The sequence below is a fragment of the Hyphomicrobium sp. MC1 genome, assembly GCF_000253295.1.
Classification (GTDB): Bacteria; Pseudomonadota; Alphaproteobacteria; order Rhizobiales; family Hyphomicrobiaceae; genus Hyphomicrobium_B.
On the sequence record NC_015717.1, the window covers coordinates 1,717,548 to 1,733,374 of the forward strand.

The following is a 15,827-nucleotide window of genomic DNA, read 5'->3' on the forward strand; positions in this document are numbered from 1 at the left end:
CAGGATGTGCATTAGAATTCCCCTGAAACATCGTTGAATAACGGGAGTCTTGCATCCTTATCCGATAGAAATGCTTCGGTGGTGGTTACGGGCCAGGCGATATCGAGCTCGGGATCAGACCATAAAATGCCACCTTCGGCTCCAGGCGCGTAATGAGATGAGACCTTGTAGACCACTTCGGTATTTGTCTCCAGCGTGCAGAAACCATGCGCAAAGCCATTCGGAATATAAACTTGATGGCCATTTTCTGCCGATAACTCAGCGGAGACGTGTTGTCCGTAAGTTGCGGATCCTGGCCTCAGGTCGACCGCAACGTCAAAGATTCGCCCCTTACTTACCCGTACTAACTTTGCCTGCGTGTGCGGTGGTCTCTGGAAATGAAGGCCTCTGACCGTACCTGCCTTCAAGGATAGTGACATGTTGTCTTGCAAAAAGACGTCGTCGATGCCGACGTCCCGCAATGCTTTGGAATTATAAACTTCAACGAAAAAGCCCCTAGCGTCATTGAAGCGTCCTGGTCTAATCAGAGCTACGCCTGGAATAGAAAGCTCAACTACTTCTAGCATTAGCTCGCTCGATAATGAAAAGGAGACACAAGAACTTGCTCGGTCATTTCATGCCCAACAAAAATACTCAATACGGTATTTGCTCTTTGCGAATGTCTCGACAAGCTGATCGCTTGACCCTTCTTAATTGGCGGTCTGTCCAGCATCACGGGCTATGGTCTACGTTAGAATCTGGTCGTCATAGATTGGCGGCTGGGCCGGCCGGAGCGTAGGTTGGGCCAGATGCCAGAGACATGATCGCTTCTGACGTCAGGTTGCGGTCTGCGGCGATTTCTCCTTGCCTATTGCGACTGCACTTCAAGGGCGCCCACGGCGTTGTTCGCGTCGGCGCCTTAGATTCCGGCTAGAGTTCTCGTTTGACTCGGTGTGTGCCCAATTTCCTGTCTGGTAGATCCGCGTGACGAAGTCGTCGAAATCAGGGTGGGTGATCGACTATCTTAATAGCAATGTAATCTAGATAATTTGCTCGTAACTGCTTCATCTCGGACCCGATCAGGTCGTATTCATTTTTTCAGCAGCTGCGTGATGCAAGGTCATTCTGCGGCCGAATTAGCACGGTGACAGACGAAAGCGCGCCACCTCGGCGTGATCGACGGCCGTATGGGCTGCCGCGTTGATGTTGAAATTCGGCCGTGCCGTCAAGACAACTTCGTCAAGAAAGCGGGCGACTTGGCCTGTTGGGCTCGAGTGTGCAAAAAACTTGTGCGAAGCCGCGGGGAATGCACAACTGTAGAACTTTCCTAGCCGAAAATTCAGCGGTAACGTGCTGCCATATGTCGAAGATTGCCGTCGTAAATCGACCGGCCGCGTCGAAGATGCGTCCGCGGCTAACGCACACGAGCTTCGCCTGCGCGTCGGGGATGGACCGAAAATGCGGGCCGTGAATCGTGCCAGCCTGGGAGGAGAGCGAAAAATTGCCCTGCACGAACGGTTCTTGAATACCCGCTCGCGAACTAAGCAATGATCAATGCCCTGTAGCAGAGATATGCTGGTCGGCCACTTTTTGGGCCGACTTTCCTTCTAGCAGTTTTCCTTTGCTATCCTTTCCTAGAAAAGCACCATCAACGCGCTGGGGCCTCAAAAACGCCAAGTCCGGTATTGCGGCCGGAGAGTCGTCGCGATTGGGCCACACCGAGACGGAAACACATGTGGACCAAGAAGGGAGCGTGGTACCCTCCCTGGCAGATTTTGATTATATCCTAAGAGGCTGCCCGCCGGTGAGATTTACGTAGAACGAGCTTAGTACTGTCAGCGTTGTTGCGCATGCGGATGCGTTCGTTGACTTTGGCCCTTGTACAAATCAACGTCTTTGGGCGTTGCGCAAGCCAGCGCGGCGGTCAGTCGTGAAAGCAGAGAGAAGCGGATGCCGACGCAGTCGACGACGCCTACAACCCTTGATTTATTGAAACGCCTGGCACGCGAGAATGGCCGGGAGTATGCCCCGCGATACGCCATCGCCATCGTTTGCATGTTGCTTGTCGCGGGTACGACGTCTCTAAGTGCTTATGTGCTGAAGACCGTTATCGACACGATCTTCGTGAATCAGAACCGCGAAGCGTTGATCGGCATTACGTTCCTTATCGTCGGGATTTTCATCGCCAAGGGTGTTGCAGCCTATTTCTCTGAGGTCATCGTCGGCAACATTGGCAACCGTCTCGTGGCGGATACGCAAAAACGCATGTTCAACCACATGTTGAAAGTCGATGTCGCCTTCTTTCAACAACACAGTTCGAGCAATCTCGTCACCCTCATATCTTATAATGCCAGCGCCGTGCGGGACATGCTGACGCTTGTTTCGTTGAATGTGGGTCGCGACTTGTTCACGATCGTGGGTCTCGTTTGCACGATGATCGCGCTCGATCCCGTTCTGTCGGCGATCGCGCTGATCGGCGGTCCTGTCGCTGCGATCTCATCGCGCAAGATGGTGGCGCGCATTAAGAAAGCGACGAAGGGTGAAGTGCATTCGATGGCGGGGATCATCCAGGCGACGCGTGAGCTCAGTCAGGGAGCGCAGGTCGTCAAATCCTTCCAGCTTGAGAATACGATGCGCGGTCGGATGTTTAACGCCATCGAAGCCGTCCAACGACTGTCTAACAAGATGCTGCGCATCCAAGCCGGCGTTAACCCTTTGATGGAGGCTATCGGTGGCTGTGCTGTTGCTGCCGTCATTTTCTACGCCGGCTGGCAAAATCTCTATCATGGCGCAAGCCCTGGCCAGTTTTTTGCGTTTATCACAGCCTTGCTGATGTGCTCCGATCCAGCGCGCCGACTTTCGCGTGTTCAACTGCAACTCGCCTCTGCCTCGATTGGTGTGCGGATGATGTATGAGATCTTGGATACGCCGGCGCGAGAGGACGAGCCACCGGGCAGGCCTGAGCTTTACGTCAAAGGCGGCGAGATTGCGCTTCGTGACGTCGCTTTCAGATATGTGGCGAACAAGCCGGTCATTGAGCACATGACACTCTCCGTGCCTGCGGGAAAGGTCACGGCGCTGGTTGGTCATTCCGGCGGCGGTAAGACCACAGTTTTCTCGCTCCTCCAGCGTCTGCGTGTCCCTGACGCCGGCACCATCGAGATCGATGGCCAGTCGATTGCAGACGTTTCGCTGAAGTCGTTGAGGCAGAACATCTCGGTCGTCGGCCAGGATGCTTTCCTGTTTGAAGGTTCGATCATCGATAACATTCGGGCCGGCCACGAAACGGCTTCTGAAGAGCAGTGCATCGAAGCGGCCAAAGCAGCGAGCGCACACGAGTTCATCAAATCACTGCCGCGTGGCTACGATACGCAGGTCGGCGAACTTGGCGCACAAGTCTCGGGCGGTCAGCGTCAGCGCATTGCCCTGGCACGTGCCTTTCTGAAGAATGCGCCGATCATTCTGTTGGACGAACCGACGTCTGCGCTTGACAGTGAAACGGAAGACGTCATCCAGCGTGAATTGCGACGCTTGACGGAAGGCAAGACGACGCTCGTGATCGCCCATAGGTTGTCGACGATTCTTCATGCTGACTTGATCCATGTGATCGAAGCCGGTCGTGTTATCGAGAGCGGTACTCATGAGCAATTGATGGTCGCCAGCGGTGCCTACAGCCGTCTGTTCAAGCTGCAGTTCGCAAAATTTCTCGAAACGAAGAAACCGCTTGCTGAAGCTATCTAGGCGTGACAGCTCGCTGCGTTGGGACTATCGCACGCGCGGTGGCAAAGAGATGTTTACTGATTTAATTCTGGTTTAACGAGAGAAAGAGGACCGGAATCTACGATCGCTTCCGTGCCCACCACACGGCGAGGTCCTAACTTCGGCTTACTCTTTTCAATGACGCAGAGGGAATTCAGAAACTTCACCGAATGAAGCGATGACAAAATATTATCGCCGATTGAAACATCGTATTTTGACTTGAAGCCTTCGAGTAGGTCGTCTTGCGATTGTGACTGCCAATGCTCCACGTTCAAAAAATCGGTGAGGGCCTTGAATAGCTCCATCGACGATGTGGGATCGCCGAGGCCGCCTTCGAATTGCGACCAGTAGCTGCAGTGTAAATCTTCGATGATGAATATCCCACCGCTATTAAGTATGGGAAAGTACTTTGCGAAGGTCCGTGTGATGTCACTCGATTTATGTGATCCGTCATCTATAATGATGTCGTATGTTGTAGCTTTCGACGTTATCCTTCTAAATGCTTCGTCCGAGTTGGCGTCCCCAACGGCGACAGAGATTGCAGGGTCAGAAAATTTCAGTGAGGCGCACTTTTCGTTGATGTCTGAGCCAACTATAGCTTTGGCGTTCGAAAAATATTTCGCCCAAATCTCAAGGGAGCCACCGTTCTGAATTCCGATTTCCAGCATGGTGATGGGGGCGCTTTGAAAGCGCGAAAACAAGCTCTCGTACTCAATCAGGAAGCTTTCCCATTTGTCGCTGACCTTACCTTCGTGCTTGGCTACGACGTCGAGCAAAGACGGTACCTTCGGAGGTGTCTGTTTGATATTGGACCAACTGCTCATTGAATTTCCTCAAGCGACCTTGAGCCATCCGCTATCTGTTGAACGTACTTGCTGACGCCCTAGTCTTTGTTGCCGTGCAGCGTTTGGCGCGTTCGCTGTTACAAACCACGCTGCGTAAATAGGAGAGGGACAGCCTTGTTGTCGAATACTGCCGCCGACGGACGTTATTGATTATCAAATCCTTGACACATCTTCGGTCTCCACGGCGTTCTGGTCAACCGTATGTATGCAGTTAGTCATAGGCCATGGTTATGCAAGAGGCTCATGATGCCTCGCTCGATCGCGATGTTTTATCTGGCACGTCTTGTCTAGGAGACGCTAAGTTTGAACGGTTTTTAGCGCCGTAAAAATGCAGCTTGCCGGCGTCGATCGTGAGACAGCTACCATTGTAAGGGATTTGCCTGTCCCGCAAAAAAAGCATCTCTTGAACCCAATTTTTCTGGACAAGACTTCTCGATTATCTATGCGGCGGATAATACCGGATGACATATACGTAACTATCGCGTGGCTGGGCGAAGTCTGCCGGGGACGCGATCGAGAGCATTCTCAGTTAGGGCCAGAAGAGCTTCGAAGTTCTGTTCTTTGAGAATGCGTCGGCGTCTTTGCTTCGCAAAATCGTTGCAGAACTGTACGATGCTTATCGCTCATTGCCGGGTCTGCCGGTTACCGGTCGCAGCGCGTTCGAGATAGTGAGGGCGATAACGTCGTGCTAATCGTTCGCGATGATATCGGAGTTGTTGGTGATTCAAACGCTCGGGAACTGCAATTTGATAATCAACTTTTTTCTCTAACAATTTTTTCCACGCAACTATTCTCCCCGATCAGCTTCTCGGTGAGTGGCGGGCGATGCCAGCCACGAAATTTTGACGATCCGAGATTTGCACTCGGCTGGTTGAGCCGTTCCGTGCAAGCCGGACAGAGCGAGCGAGTCCATTTCTCAGGGGTACTGCCCCAGCAAGGCTGGACCGGTCCAATACCGAAGACTGGCATGAAGCTTTTCAAAAGTTGAAGGGTGATCTTGGTAGCCGAGGCGACTAAGCGTGCGGCCAGCTTTTAGCCACAAGTCAGCGTGCTGCTTGGCGCTGAAGTAATTCTTCCAGTCACCCACGATGCCCTTGCGATAGTGACTATTACGGTTTTCCTGGCCCGGTGTGCGGCCGGCCATAGCTTGGAAGCTGGCCTTTTGGAGTGCGGACTTGATCTCCGTGTCCGAAAAATCCATTCCGTGGAAAGTTAACAGGGAGCGAAGCGTTTCTTCCGGATTCTGGACAAGATCCTCAAATTTGGCGCTTGGCACGGAAGAATCCGCTACCCAGGCCAAAGCATCATTATAAACGGGCAGTGTTGTTGACCACTTTACGATATTCCGGTAATTGAACGCAGAACGCTCATCTACGTGTTTCAGGATAGGGTTCTTCGTCTTGAAGCGAGGATCAAGGTACGCTTTATGGAAATACTCTGATACCAACGCGTCACGAATATCGCGGTAAATATAGAATGGCCGAACGTTTAGACGCGCGATTTCTGCGCATACTTTCTCCGAGTGTCGAAGGTGAGTGTACATCACCTTACCTGGGCCGAGTTTCTCGAGTTCGTTGACGCGTATCCCAGTGATGCCATGTGCTCCCATGTCGAATTTCTCGATTCCGGGCAGCGCGGCCAGAATGTTGTTGAGCCAGTTCGAACCCGACTTTCCCAGCGTGATAACTAGATATCGGGGCTCCATACTTCTGCATCCTTTTCATATCGTTTGCCTCTATCGGCGCCTAGCTGCGCGGGTTTGATCGTGCTGGTACGTCTGGTCTGGGGACGCGCGCGATCTTACCCGCTATCAGATTGCAATCCGGCTGAGAGAGATAGTCTGTTCGGCTACGCCTCATGGGAGTTGTCGAGTATAATGTCCTTTTTGCGCATACAGTGATTCGACCGGCGCAAGTGAGGGCCGCTCTGTGGAAAGCGGGGAAAGATGGCACCAGAGGATGCCATCGTTAGGCCGAAATTTATCCTCGGTGGCGATCTGACACTTCAGATCGGTGAATTTTGACGCTATTGATAGCGAGGGACTGATCTTCAAGTGGCGGTATGCATTGGAGCACGAGAGGTGACGTGCCGTTATAGTTCATATATTTCAATAGATTATTGGGCTCTTTTTTTGGGGGCGTCTTAGGTGTTGGTTACGAAGGCGGGGCAATGAAGGCTGTTATTTTAGCGGGTGGGTTAGGCACACGACTTTCAGAGGAAACGGCGGAGAGGCCCAAGCCGATGGTCGAGATCGGCGGCCGTCCGATCCTCTGGCACATTATGAAAATCTACTCCAACGCGGGCATCAATGACTTCATCATTTGTCTGGGGTATCGCGGATATTTTGTGAAGGAGTATTTCGCCAACTATTTCGTGCATCTCAACGATGTAACGATCGACATCAGTGGCAACTCTGTCGACGTTCATAGCCGCCGCGGTGAGCCGTGGCGCGTCACGCTTGTGGACACCGGCGCAGATACCATGACCGGTGGGCGTCTCAAGCGCGTGGCTAGCTATCTCGATGACGAAACGTTTCACATGACTTATGGCGATGGCGTCGCCGACATCGACCTTCAACAGCTCATGGATGTTCACGAGCGTGCCGGTCGGGAGGCCACGGTAACGGCTGTTCGCCCTCCGGGGCGTTTCGGTGCGTTGAATCTGGATGGTGAGCACGTCAAGGGCTTTATCGAAAAGCCTCTTGGCGACGGCAGTTGGATCAACGGCGGATTCTTTGTGCTGGAACCAAGTGTCATTAAGCGCATCGGGGGCGATGAAACAGTGTGGGAAGACGCGCCGCTTGCCGGGTTGGCCGCTGATGGACAGCTTTCAGCGTATCGTCATCACGGATTCTGGCAGCCAATGGATACGCTTCGAGACAAAAGACACCTGGAGCAGCTTTGGCAGTCCGGACAGGCCAAATGGAAAAGCTGGTGACCCCAAATTCCAGTTTTTGGTCCGGGAAGCGCGTTCTTTTAACAGGTCATACCGGCTTCAAAGGCGCGTGGACAACGCTTTGGCTTGAGAAATTAGGCGCGAAGGTCTTCGGTTTGGCACTTGAGCCGATCACCGATCCCGCGCTTTGGAATCTTCTGGGCAGGCCGTTGGGTGACGCCAGCATCGCGGACATTCGGGATCGGCAGGCTGTTCAGCAGGTCTTTGATGCTGCACAGCCGGAGATCCTCATTCATATGGCAGCGCAGGCACTGGTGCATCCATCATTCGAAAGGCCGGCAGAGACGTTCGAAGTCAATGTGATGGGGCTCGCGAACGTACTTGATGCGGCTCGCAATACTGCGACAGTTCGCGCGATCGTCAACGTGACGAGCGATAAATGCTACGAAAACCGCGAGCAGATCTGGTCGTATCGGGAGACGGATCCGATGGGAGGTTCGGATCCCTACAGCGCCAGTAAGGGCTGTGCGGAACTGCTTACGACTTCCTATCGCCGTTCGTTCTTTAATAAGGCCGGCGGCGCGCGCCTCGCGTCTGCTCGTGCAGGCAACGTCATTGGTGGCGGCGATTGGTCCGCCGACCGACTTGTTCCTGACTGTGTTCGAGCGTTTCAAGTGGGCGAGGTCCTGAAAATTCGAAATCCACTCGCGACCCGACCCTGGCAGCACGTTCTCGAGCCGATAAGCGGATACCTGCTATTGGCTGAAGCTCTTTATGAAGATCATCCCGGCATGGCGGAGGGATGGAATTTCGGTCCTCCCGATAGCGACGTCTGGACAGTAGAGCGCGTCGCAAACCATTTGACGAAAGGTTGGGGCGCTAGCGCGACTTGGCAGTGTGACGAGAAGCACTGGCCGAAAGAGTCTATGCTGCTGCGCGTTGATGCTACGAAAGCGCGGGTGCGCCTGAATTGGAACTCTCGTCTCAATGTGGCTGAGGCATTGGACTGGTCCCTCGATTGGTATAAAGCCGTCGCGCGCGGCGAATCTGCTCGCGAGGTGACGTTGCGACAGCTTTCAGAATATGAAGCCCGGGAAACTGCAACCTAATGATACACAAATGTCGTTTTTGCGGTGCGCCGCTTCGCACGACCTTCGCTGATCTCGGCATGGCACCGGTGGCCAACGATTTTGTGTCTCTCGAGCATGCACTGGCGATGGAACCATTTTATCCCTTGCACGCCTACGTTTGCCGCGAATGTTTCCTGGTGCAATTGATCGACTTCCGTCGGGCGGACAGTTTGTTCACGGACGAATACGCATATTTTTCATCCTATTCGGAGAGCTGGCTGGAGCATGCCAGGACTTATGCAACGGCGATGATCGCGTCTGAGAAGCTCACGAACGATTCGCTTGTCGTCGAGCTTGCTTCGAACGACGGCTATCTTTTGCAGTATTTCAAAAGAGAGGGCGTTTCAGTTCTTGGTGTTGAGCCGACCGTCAATACGGCCCGCGTGGCCCTTGAAAAGCACGGTATTGAAAGTGAGGTTGCTTTCTTCGGTAAGGAAACTGCGCTTCGGCTTCGTGAGCGCGGTGTTCAAGCCGATGTCATGGCTGCAAACAATGTTTTGGCGCACGTTCCGGACATCAACGACTTTGTCTCGGGGTTTTCGATCGTTTTAAGGAAGGGAGGCGTCGCGACCGTCGAATTTCCTCATCTCCTACGCCAAATTGAGAACCATCAATTCGATACGATCTACCACGAGCATTTTTCGTATCTCTCCTTTTCAATCGCACGACGGATCTTTGCTGCTCATGAGATGAGGGTCTACGACGTCGCCGAACTGACGACACACGGCGGTTCTCTGAGAATTTTTGTGTGCCACGACGACGATCAAACTCGGCCGGATACGCCAGCAGTCGCTGCAATGTTGGAGCTGGAGAGAGTTCATGGTCTGGGGCAGCTGAACACCTACGAACGGTTTGCCAAAGACATCGTGACCATCAAGTGCGATTTGCTGGATTTTCTAGTGAAGAGCAAACGAGCGGGCAAAAGCGTTGCTGCGTATGGAGCGCCAGCAAAAGGCAACACGCTCTTGAACTATTGCGGCGTGAAAGCCGATATGATCGACTTCACCGTCGATCGCAGCCCTTACAAAGCTGGTAAGCTTTTGCCTGGTTCTCGAATTCCGATTCTGGCTCCAGAAGCTATCGCCGAGCGTAAACCCGATTACGTCTTGATCCTTCCTTGGAATCTTAAAGACGAAATCATGCAGCAGATGGCGCATATCCGCGATTGGGGAGGCAAGTTTGTTACTCCCATTCCCGATATCAGGATTTACGATTGATTTTTGAAGAAACACGCATTTCCGGAGTGTGGCGAGTAAGCCTGGAGCGTCATGAAGACGCTCGCGGTTATTTTGCGCGTACCTTTTGTGCGGATGAGTTCGCGAACCATGGCCTTGCTGCAAATTTCGAGCAGCACAGTGTTGCTAGCAACGTCAAGCGCGGCACGCTACGGGGTATGCATTTTCAATTCCCGCCAAATGCCGAGATAAAATTCGTTCGATGCGTTCGCGGCGCCATCTATGACGTTGCGATAGATCTTCGGCCTGACTCACCGACTTACCGGCAGTGGGTGAGCGAGATTTTGTCGGCCGATAATGGCGTTGGTCTCTATGTTGCCGAGGGAATTGCTCACGGCTATCAAACGTTGACTGACGATGCGGATATCCTCTATCAAATCACACCAAAGTTTCGGCCGGGGTTTGGCCAAGGTGTTCGATGGAACGATCCAGTTTTCGGAGTGGCTTGGCCAATAAGCGATCCGATCTTGTCGGAGCGCGACGCACAATATCCCGATTATAAGCTGTGAGGGTTCTTCTTACAGGCGCAACGGGGTTCATTGGTCGCCAAGTGCTTCGTTCGCTCGTCGATGATGATATAGACGTTGTCGTAGCCTCCCGGTCACATGATCAAAAATCAGATCGCTACCGCGTCGAGGGTGTCGATCTGCTCGACAGGAGATCGGTGACGGATCTAATTTCACGGACCAAACCTACTCATTTGCTGCATTTGGCTTGGGACGTAACGCCCGGTCAGTTCTGGACGTCTCCAAACAATATTCTTTGGACGACGGCGACGCTTGAGCTCATGCGGGCATTTGCAGAAGGCGATGGCCGTCGTGCGGTTTTTGCTGGGACATGTGCAGAATATACCTGGGATCGTCCTCTGCTGGTTGAAACAGGGCCGACCGAGCCCGCAACATTCTATGGCGAAATGAAAGACGTCACGAGGCGTGGTGTCTGCGCTATCGGCAAGCGATTCGGCATCCCGACGGCATGGGGACGACTCTTCTGGCTTTATGGACCACACGAAGCGCCTGGGCGCCTCGTGTCGGATGTCGCCGCTGCACTTTTATCAGGCAGACCGGCTCTGTGTAGCGATGGCCTGCAAAAACGTGATTATCTGAACGTCGAAGACGCTGGTAGGGCATTCGTGGCTGCCCTAAAATCGGATTGGCATGGGGCTTTCAACATCGGATCTGGAAGGGCGGTGCCGGTCCGCGATATCATTTTAGAGTTGTCTCGTGAATTGAAACGCGAGGATCTTGTCAGATTGGGTGCCAAGCCGAGCAACCCCAATGATCCGCCGGAGATAACGGCGGATGTCGGAGTCCTTCGAAATGCCATTGGTTTTTCGCCCCGATATTCATTCGAAGAAGGCATTAGAGATACCGCGAACTGGTGGCGAACAAATTTTAGGTTCGCTCACGGCTGATCGGAGCTGATCGGCCCGCGGTTGAGCTCAATATAGATATTAGCGAGGGGGACGTGGTCGAAACAACGGCAAGCATCCAGAATGTTTCGGGCTTCGCCGCGGCAAAGGCGGCCAATGGATTGCGGATCCATTTGGATCCGCTTTCTGACAAAAGATTTCGTTTTGTCGATCGCATGCCGATCAAAATTAGCGGCTGGGCGATTGATCCGCGTACGAGTAGCGCAGTGAAAGTGCGTGTCCACATCGGAAAGCGGGTTCACGAAGCCGCTGCGGTTGCTCGAGACGATCTTCCAAAGGATATCGTTGTCGATAAATCGCAAAAATATGGCTTCGAAGTCGTGGCGAAAGTTCCCTTCGGTATCCACCGACTAAAAGTGGAATTTGTCGACTCCGCCGGCCGCAGCGTTTTCGAACCCTCACTTCTATTCATCCGAACGGAGTTGAAATTTCTCAGCAAGTACCGTGTGAGCCGTCGTCACAGGGCACGAGTCGAGGAATTTTTCCGAGATGCGGAGCTTGAAGAAATTCGCCGCCATATCGCGATCATGCTGGTCAGGCCCGTATTCTCGATCGTTGTTGATGCGAGGCGGAGCGCGAAGGGGCTCGATGCTACGCTACGTTCCCTCAAAGAGCAGCTCTATCAGAATTTGGAGGTGAACCTGTTGACGGCGGCTGACGATAACGCTGTCGCGGAAACTCAAGGTCTCCATATCAAACGCCTGAAGACAAACGATCTCGAGAAATTAAAGGGCGATTTTGTTATATTCATCGATAGCGGCACAGTGCTCGATCGCTACGCGACATACGAATTTGCTAGTGCGATAAATGCCTCTCCTGATCTCGATTTGATTTACGCTGATGAATCCTGGGGTAGGGGAAGGCGCAGTGAGTCCTTTATCAAACCGGATTGGAGTCCGGACTATCTCGAAACGTTCAACTACATAGGATCTTGTGCTTGCTTTCGCCTGAGCCTGGCGCGGCAATGCTTCAAATCCGGCAACGCCTACCATTTCGTGCTACGCTTCACGGAGTTGACGTCAAAGATACTCCACATTCCGAAAATTTTGTGCAGCCACAAATTTTCGCGAGCGGCAACCACTGAGGATACGGAGGCTAATCGCCGTGCCCTCGGAGATCGGTTCACGCGTACCAAGAGAGGCGGTGTCGTTTCGGTGCAGAAGTCGGAAAAGGGAGGGCATTATTACACTCATAAACTCACCCTTCAAAGACAGCCTCTTGTCTCGATAGTTATTCCGACTGCTGCAAAAATTATCGAGGATGAGGGACGCAGAATAGATCTGATCAAGAACTGCGTCGGACAGATCAGGCAAAAATCGACCTACAAGAACATCGAGCTTATCATTGTCGATAATGACGATCTGAGTTCAGAACGGGCTGCCGAAATTCGAGAACTCGAGGAATGCAGGTTCATTACCTACCGGAAGCCTAAGATCAATATCGCGAGTAAGTTGAACCTTGGGGCGTCAATCGCTAGGGGTGAATTCTTGCTGCTTCTCAATGATGACATCGAGCTGATCAATCCCGATTGGATTGAAAGAATGCTTGAGCATTTTGAGAAGCCTCATGTCGGTGTCGTTGGGGCCAAGCTGCTTTATTCAAATCGGACGGTGCAGCATGTCGGTGTCGTGCTCGCCAGAGGAAATCCCGATCATGTCAGCCGTTTCTCTAAGCGCACGGATGAAGGATACTTCTTCTCCGCAGTGGCTGCGCGGAATTTCCTGGCCGTAACCGGTGCGTGCATGATGACGCGACGCAGCGTGTATGAAAGCGTCGGTGGGTATACGGAAGATTTGGCGATAAGTTTTAATGACGTCGACTACTGCCTTAAGGTGGGAAAACTAGGTCTTTTCTCAGTATGTGCGCCACAAGCAGAATTATATCATTTGGAGTCGCGCTCGCGTAAGGCGGTTCTCAATCCAGATGAGTGGTTATATTTCCACACCCAATGGGCCGACACGATAACGATCGACCCATTCTATAATGAGTTCGGTCTTGCGATTAATCCGCCGACGTTCGTACCTGCTTCGAACAAGCGTTTCTTCTGAGGAGATGTGTAGATGCCTGCTTTGTCGAGCGTTGCGCTTTGCTGCCTCTTAGATGGAGCGGCCGACGACTGGGCGGAGTCTGCGTCTCGCTTTCTTCAGTCCTATCAGCAATTGTCGGCAGGGCGAGATCATACTTTTTATCTTTTGCTCTTCGGCTTTTTTGATGACGAGAAGCTACAGCGAGCAAGAAGCAAGTTTGGCGGCATTGCGCATGCGGAAATTATTGTTTCCGGGGACGGCACCGGTTTCAAAATATACCGTGAGGCTGTAGGCAAAGCTCCCGAAGACTTGCTCTGTTTTATCGGATCAGATTGTGAGATTCTCGGCGACCTTTGGCTGGCGAAGCTTGTCACCAATTTGGAAATGCCCGATGTCGGGCTCGTAGGCGTTGCCGGCTCGTACCGTTCGCGGATACCGCCGAGCTCTCACATTTTTCCCAACATTCATTTGTGTACCGATGTTTGGGCCATTCGCAGAGGTTTGCTTATCAATATTTTGCGCGATGGCGCTTTGGAAGGGACCCCCGATAGAGAAGCGTTAGAGAATGGTCCGGCGAATTTGACGGAACGAGTCACGGCGATTGGGAAAGAGGTTTTGGCGGTCGGGCGCAACGGTAGAGGGTATGGCCCGCGATGGTGGCCAAGAAGCGAAACTTACTATCGCGGTACCCAGTCGAATTTGCTGATTTCTACAAGACGTTCTCGCGCGTTCAATGCGATGCCTTGGAACGATAAGCTTCTTGCGGCCCAGGAAGTGTGGGGGGTCTATCTCGACGACAGCAGCATGAATTTGTTGCGATAGCTTTTGCCATCAGTTCTTTATGAAAATACCTAACTTAGCGACGACATCACCTAACTTCCGAATGCGACGGCGAACGATCCGCCGTTCCACGAGTTTTTCCCATAAGTCCAAATAGCATTTTTGATCTCTCGTTTTATGAGACGAGATGAGCTGGCTGCCGACTTGAAGTGTTTGAGCCCTCAAATTCTGCTTTTCGTCGGAAGAAAATCCGGCACGCGCCTTTTCTGGCCCCTTCGTTAGGCGCCGTATGAATATCGCCTGAGGACATCCGATGAATGTTCCTGCCAGAGCTGCATGGAGGAGAGCGAGGTGATCCCATCCCCAGAGAGACGGTGCATTTGCACTCGTCCAAGCTGCGGCCTCCTGCGCGAAATGCGTACGCCAGACGCCATAAAGCCAAGCCGGGTGCGCATCTGAAATTGCTTTATCTGATGGCACTGTGCCAGCCGCTATAGAGGTTATTCGATCTTCTCTATTCGGTTTGACAGTACGGCAATTGGGAATAGCCAGTATGGCGCCCGGCGCGGCTTTGAGCCCGTCTATTAGTGTTTCGAAGTAGCCGGGGGATGAAAGGTCATCGTAGGCGCGCCATGCAAAATAGGGTGTCTCGGCTTGTGCTACAGCGTCGGCGAAGTTTCGCAGTGCTCCGATATTTGCCGGTCGCTTTACAAGCCGAACGCGCGAATCCTTTTCACTCCAAGCCGTCGCGATTTCCGCGCTGCGATCGGTCGAAGCGTTGTCATACACGACGACGCATACCTTGATCAATCTGTCAGCCAAGCTGTTTGCCAGGGCCTCATCGAGAAACCTCTCACCATTATATACTGGGAGAGCGATGGTGAGTTCTGCCTGTTCAGTCACGATCGTAACCAACCTTGCTTGCGCCAAAACCACCAGCGATTGGCACGATCAAGAAAATGCGTACGCGAAGCATGTGCATCGGTTCCCCAGGCCTTCGCTGCCAATTTCTTTTTCTTGCGCAATGAAGCGATTGCGTAGGCGTATGTTCTGTTATCAGCAACCAGTAACTCTTGTTGCTGGTCGATGCGGAAAACTGGGATAGTGGGCCAGGCCTCCGGTTCTATTAAGCGACCTGAACGCGTAACAATTCCGCAGCCACCTCCGGCTTCTGCGATTTTGCGCATGATCGATTGGGGGCCAGCCTCGAAGCGCAGGCAGTCTGACCTTGTTTTTGCCGGTGGCTTCAGCGACAAGCAGAATTCCCTGCCCATCATTATTCCGTTGGTGCGAATGTGAGCGTTGGGGAAAGGGGTTGATTGATTGACAACTTCGAAACTGCCAGTTGCGCCAACCAAGCAGGGGGAGGTGAGTGAATCGTAACCCCTCTCGTAGATTTCCAGCCATCTGTCGCCGAGTAAGCGTGAATAAGAATTAAAGAAAAGGACTCTGGGCGTGTTTGCGAGCTTGGCCCCTTCGAGATAGGCATGGATATCATATCCATCGTCGGAAATTATATGACATTGGATTGATTGCACATCTTTTGGCGCAGCTGTGCGGAACTGCTCGATGTCTCTTGCTGTCGACTGTGAGAGCCCGCCCTTGGCAAGTATGATTAGGTCAAAAAAAGCGCCCGCGTTGTGCGCAGTAAGAGAATGTTTGAACGCACGGAACCATCGTGGATGATTGACGTGACGTAAGAGATAGAAAACGGTCGTACTCTTTGCCATCGACGGGGTGCTTCT

14 protein-coding genes are annotated in these 15,827 nt (G+C 52.7%); 8 read left to right on the forward strand and 6 right to left on the reverse strand.

Annotated features, from left to right (window positions below; all coding sequences use genetic code 11):
• Positions 1–11: 11 nt before the first annotated feature.
• Both rfbC (HYPMC_RS08325) and HYPMC_RS25025 read right to left on the reverse strand, forming a co-directional pair.
• Positions 12–566 (reverse strand): dTDP-4-dehydrorhamnose 3,5-epimerase, encoded by a 555-nt coding sequence (gene rfbC / locus HYPMC_RS08325; protein ID WP_013947443.1) that lies wholly within the window; start codon positions 564–566, stop codon positions 12–14.
• 652 nt (positions 567–1,218) lie between these two features.
• Positions 1,219–1,527, reverse strand: a complete 309-nt coding sequence (locus HYPMC_RS25025) for a dTDP-4-dehydrorhamnose 3,5-epimerase family protein (RefSeq protein ID WP_013947444.1) — start codon at positions 1,525–1,527, stop codon at positions 1,219–1,221.
• A gap of 402 nt (positions 1,528–1,929) precedes the next feature.
• Between HYPMC_RS25025 and HYPMC_RS08330 the strand changes: the two genes are divergently transcribed.
• The gene (locus tag HYPMC_RS08330) at positions 1,930–3,720 is read left to right on the forward strand and encodes an ABC transporter ATP-binding protein (protein ID WP_013947446.1); all 1,791 of its coding nucleotides are present in this window, start codon (positions 1,930–1,932) and stop codon (positions 3,718–3,720) included.
• Between the two features lie 53 nt (positions 3,721–3,773).
• On the opposite strand, the gene HYPMC_RS08335 is transcribed toward HYPMC_RS08330, so the two are convergent.
• Together HYPMC_RS08335 and HYPMC_RS08340 are read right to left on the reverse strand one after the other, a co-directional pair.
• Positions 3,774–4,562, reverse strand: a complete 789-nt coding sequence (locus HYPMC_RS08335; RefSeq protein ID WP_013947447.1) for a class I SAM-dependent methyltransferase — start codon at positions 4,560–4,562, stop codon at positions 3,774–3,776.
• 937 nt (positions 4,563–5,499) lie between these two features.
• Entirely contained in the window at positions 5,500–6,288 is a 789-nt protein-coding gene (locus HYPMC_RS08340) for a sulfotransferase domain-containing protein (protein WP_013947448.1), read from the reverse strand.
• A gap of 464 nt (positions 6,289–6,752) precedes the next feature.
• On the opposite strand from HYPMC_RS08340, the gene rfbF reads away from it, so the two are divergent.
• From rfbF to HYPMC_RS08375, 7 genes are read left to right on the forward strand one after another with little or no spacing between them, the layout of a single operon-like run.
• On the forward strand, positions 6,753–7,520 hold the full coding sequence (gene rfbF, locus HYPMC_RS08345; protein ID WP_013947450.1) for a glucose-1-phosphate cytidylyltransferase: 768 nt from the start codon (positions 6,753–6,755) through the stop codon (positions 7,518–7,520).
• Entirely contained in the window at positions 7,505–8,587 is a 1,083-nt protein-coding gene (gene rfbG, locus HYPMC_RS08350; RefSeq protein WP_013947451.1) for a CDP-glucose 4,6-dehydratase, read from the forward strand. The genes rfbF and rfbG overlap by 16 nt, the downstream gene beginning before the upstream one ends.
• Positions 8,587–9,825 (forward strand): class I SAM-dependent methyltransferase, encoded by a 1,239-nt coding sequence (locus HYPMC_RS08355; protein WP_013947452.1) that lies wholly within the window; start codon positions 8,587–8,589, stop codon positions 9,823–9,825. Before rfbG ends, HYPMC_RS08355 begins: the two co-directional genes overlap by 1 nt.
• The gene (gene rfbC, locus HYPMC_RS08360) at positions 9,822–10,352 is read left to right on the forward strand and encodes a dTDP-4-dehydrorhamnose 3,5-epimerase (RefSeq protein ID WP_013947453.1); all 531 of its coding nucleotides are present in this window, start codon (positions 9,822–9,824) and stop codon (positions 10,350–10,352) included. The genes HYPMC_RS08355 and rfbC (HYPMC_RS08360) overlap by 4 nt, the downstream gene beginning before the upstream one ends.
• Positions 10,349–11,257, forward strand: a complete 909-nt coding sequence (locus HYPMC_RS08365) for an NAD(P)-dependent oxidoreductase (RefSeq protein ID WP_013947454.1) — start codon at positions 10,349–10,351, stop codon at positions 11,255–11,257. The genes rfbC (HYPMC_RS08360) and HYPMC_RS08365 overlap by 4 nt, the downstream gene beginning before the upstream one ends.
• Before the next feature lie 53 nt (positions 11,258–11,310).
• Positions 11,311–13,323 (forward strand): glycosyltransferase, encoded by a 2,013-nt coding sequence (locus tag HYPMC_RS08370; RefSeq protein ID WP_013947455.1) that lies wholly within the window; start codon positions 11,311–11,313, stop codon positions 13,321–13,323.
• Positions 13,324–13,335: 12 nt separating this feature from the next.
• Positions 13,336–14,124, forward strand: a complete 789-nt coding sequence (locus HYPMC_RS08375; protein ID WP_013947456.1) for a hypothetical protein — start codon at positions 13,336–13,338, stop codon at positions 14,122–14,124.
• A gap of 9 nt (positions 14,125–14,133) precedes the next feature.
• Here HYPMC_RS08375 and HYPMC_RS23205 read toward each other — a convergent pair whose 3' ends face one another.
• Positions 14,134–14,985: a glycosyltransferase gene (locus tag HYPMC_RS23205; RefSeq protein ID WP_013947457.1), complete on the reverse strand. Its 852-nt coding sequence runs from the start codon at positions 14,983–14,985 to the stop codon at positions 14,134–14,136.
• On the reverse strand, positions 14,982–15,812 hold the full coding sequence (locus tag HYPMC_RS08385) for a hypothetical protein (RefSeq protein WP_013947458.1): 831 nt from the start codon (positions 15,810–15,812) through the stop codon (positions 14,982–14,984). The genes HYPMC_RS23205 and HYPMC_RS08385 overlap by 4 nt, the downstream gene beginning before the upstream one ends.
• Between the last annotated feature and the right edge of the window lie 15 nt (positions 15,813–15,827).

What these genes read in the sequence shown, in the direction of transcription:
- rfbC (WP_013947443.1), bottom strand. Translation starts at nt 566, where the DNA reads ATGCTAGAAGTAGTTGAGCTTTCTATTCCAGGCGTAGCTCTGATTAGA.
- HYPMC_RS08330 (WP_013947446.1), top strand. Translation starts at nt 1,930, where the DNA reads ATGCCGACGCAGTCGACGACGCCTACAACCCTTGATTTATTGAAACGC.
- HYPMC_RS08335 (WP_013947447.1), bottom strand. Translation starts at nt 4,562, where the DNA reads ATGAGCAGTTGGTCCAATATCAAACAGACACCTCCGAAGGTACCGTCT.
- HYPMC_RS08340 (WP_013947448.1), bottom strand. Translation starts at nt 6,288, where the DNA reads ATGGAGCCCCGATATCTAGTTATCACGCTGGGAAAGTCGGGTTCGAAC.
- rfbF (WP_013947450.1), top strand. Translation starts at nt 6,753, where the DNA reads ATGAAGGCTGTTATTTTAGCGGGTGGGTTAGGCACACGACTTTCAGAG.
- rfbG (WP_013947451.1), top strand. Translation starts at nt 7,505, where the DNA reads ATGGAAAAGCTGGTGACCCCAAATTCCAGTTTTTGGTCCGGGAAGCGC.
- HYPMC_RS08355 (WP_013947452.1), top strand. Translation starts at nt 8,587, where the DNA reads ATGATACACAAATGTCGTTTTTGCGGTGCGCCGCTTCGCACGACCTTC.
- HYPMC_RS08375 (WP_013947456.1), top strand. Translation starts at nt 13,336, where the DNA reads ATGCCTGCTTTGTCGAGCGTTGCGCTTTGCTGCCTCTTAGATGGAGCG.
- HYPMC_RS08385 (WP_013947458.1), bottom strand. Translation starts at nt 15,812, where the DNA reads ATGGCAAAGAGTACGACCGTTTTCTATCTCTTACGTCACGTCAATCAT.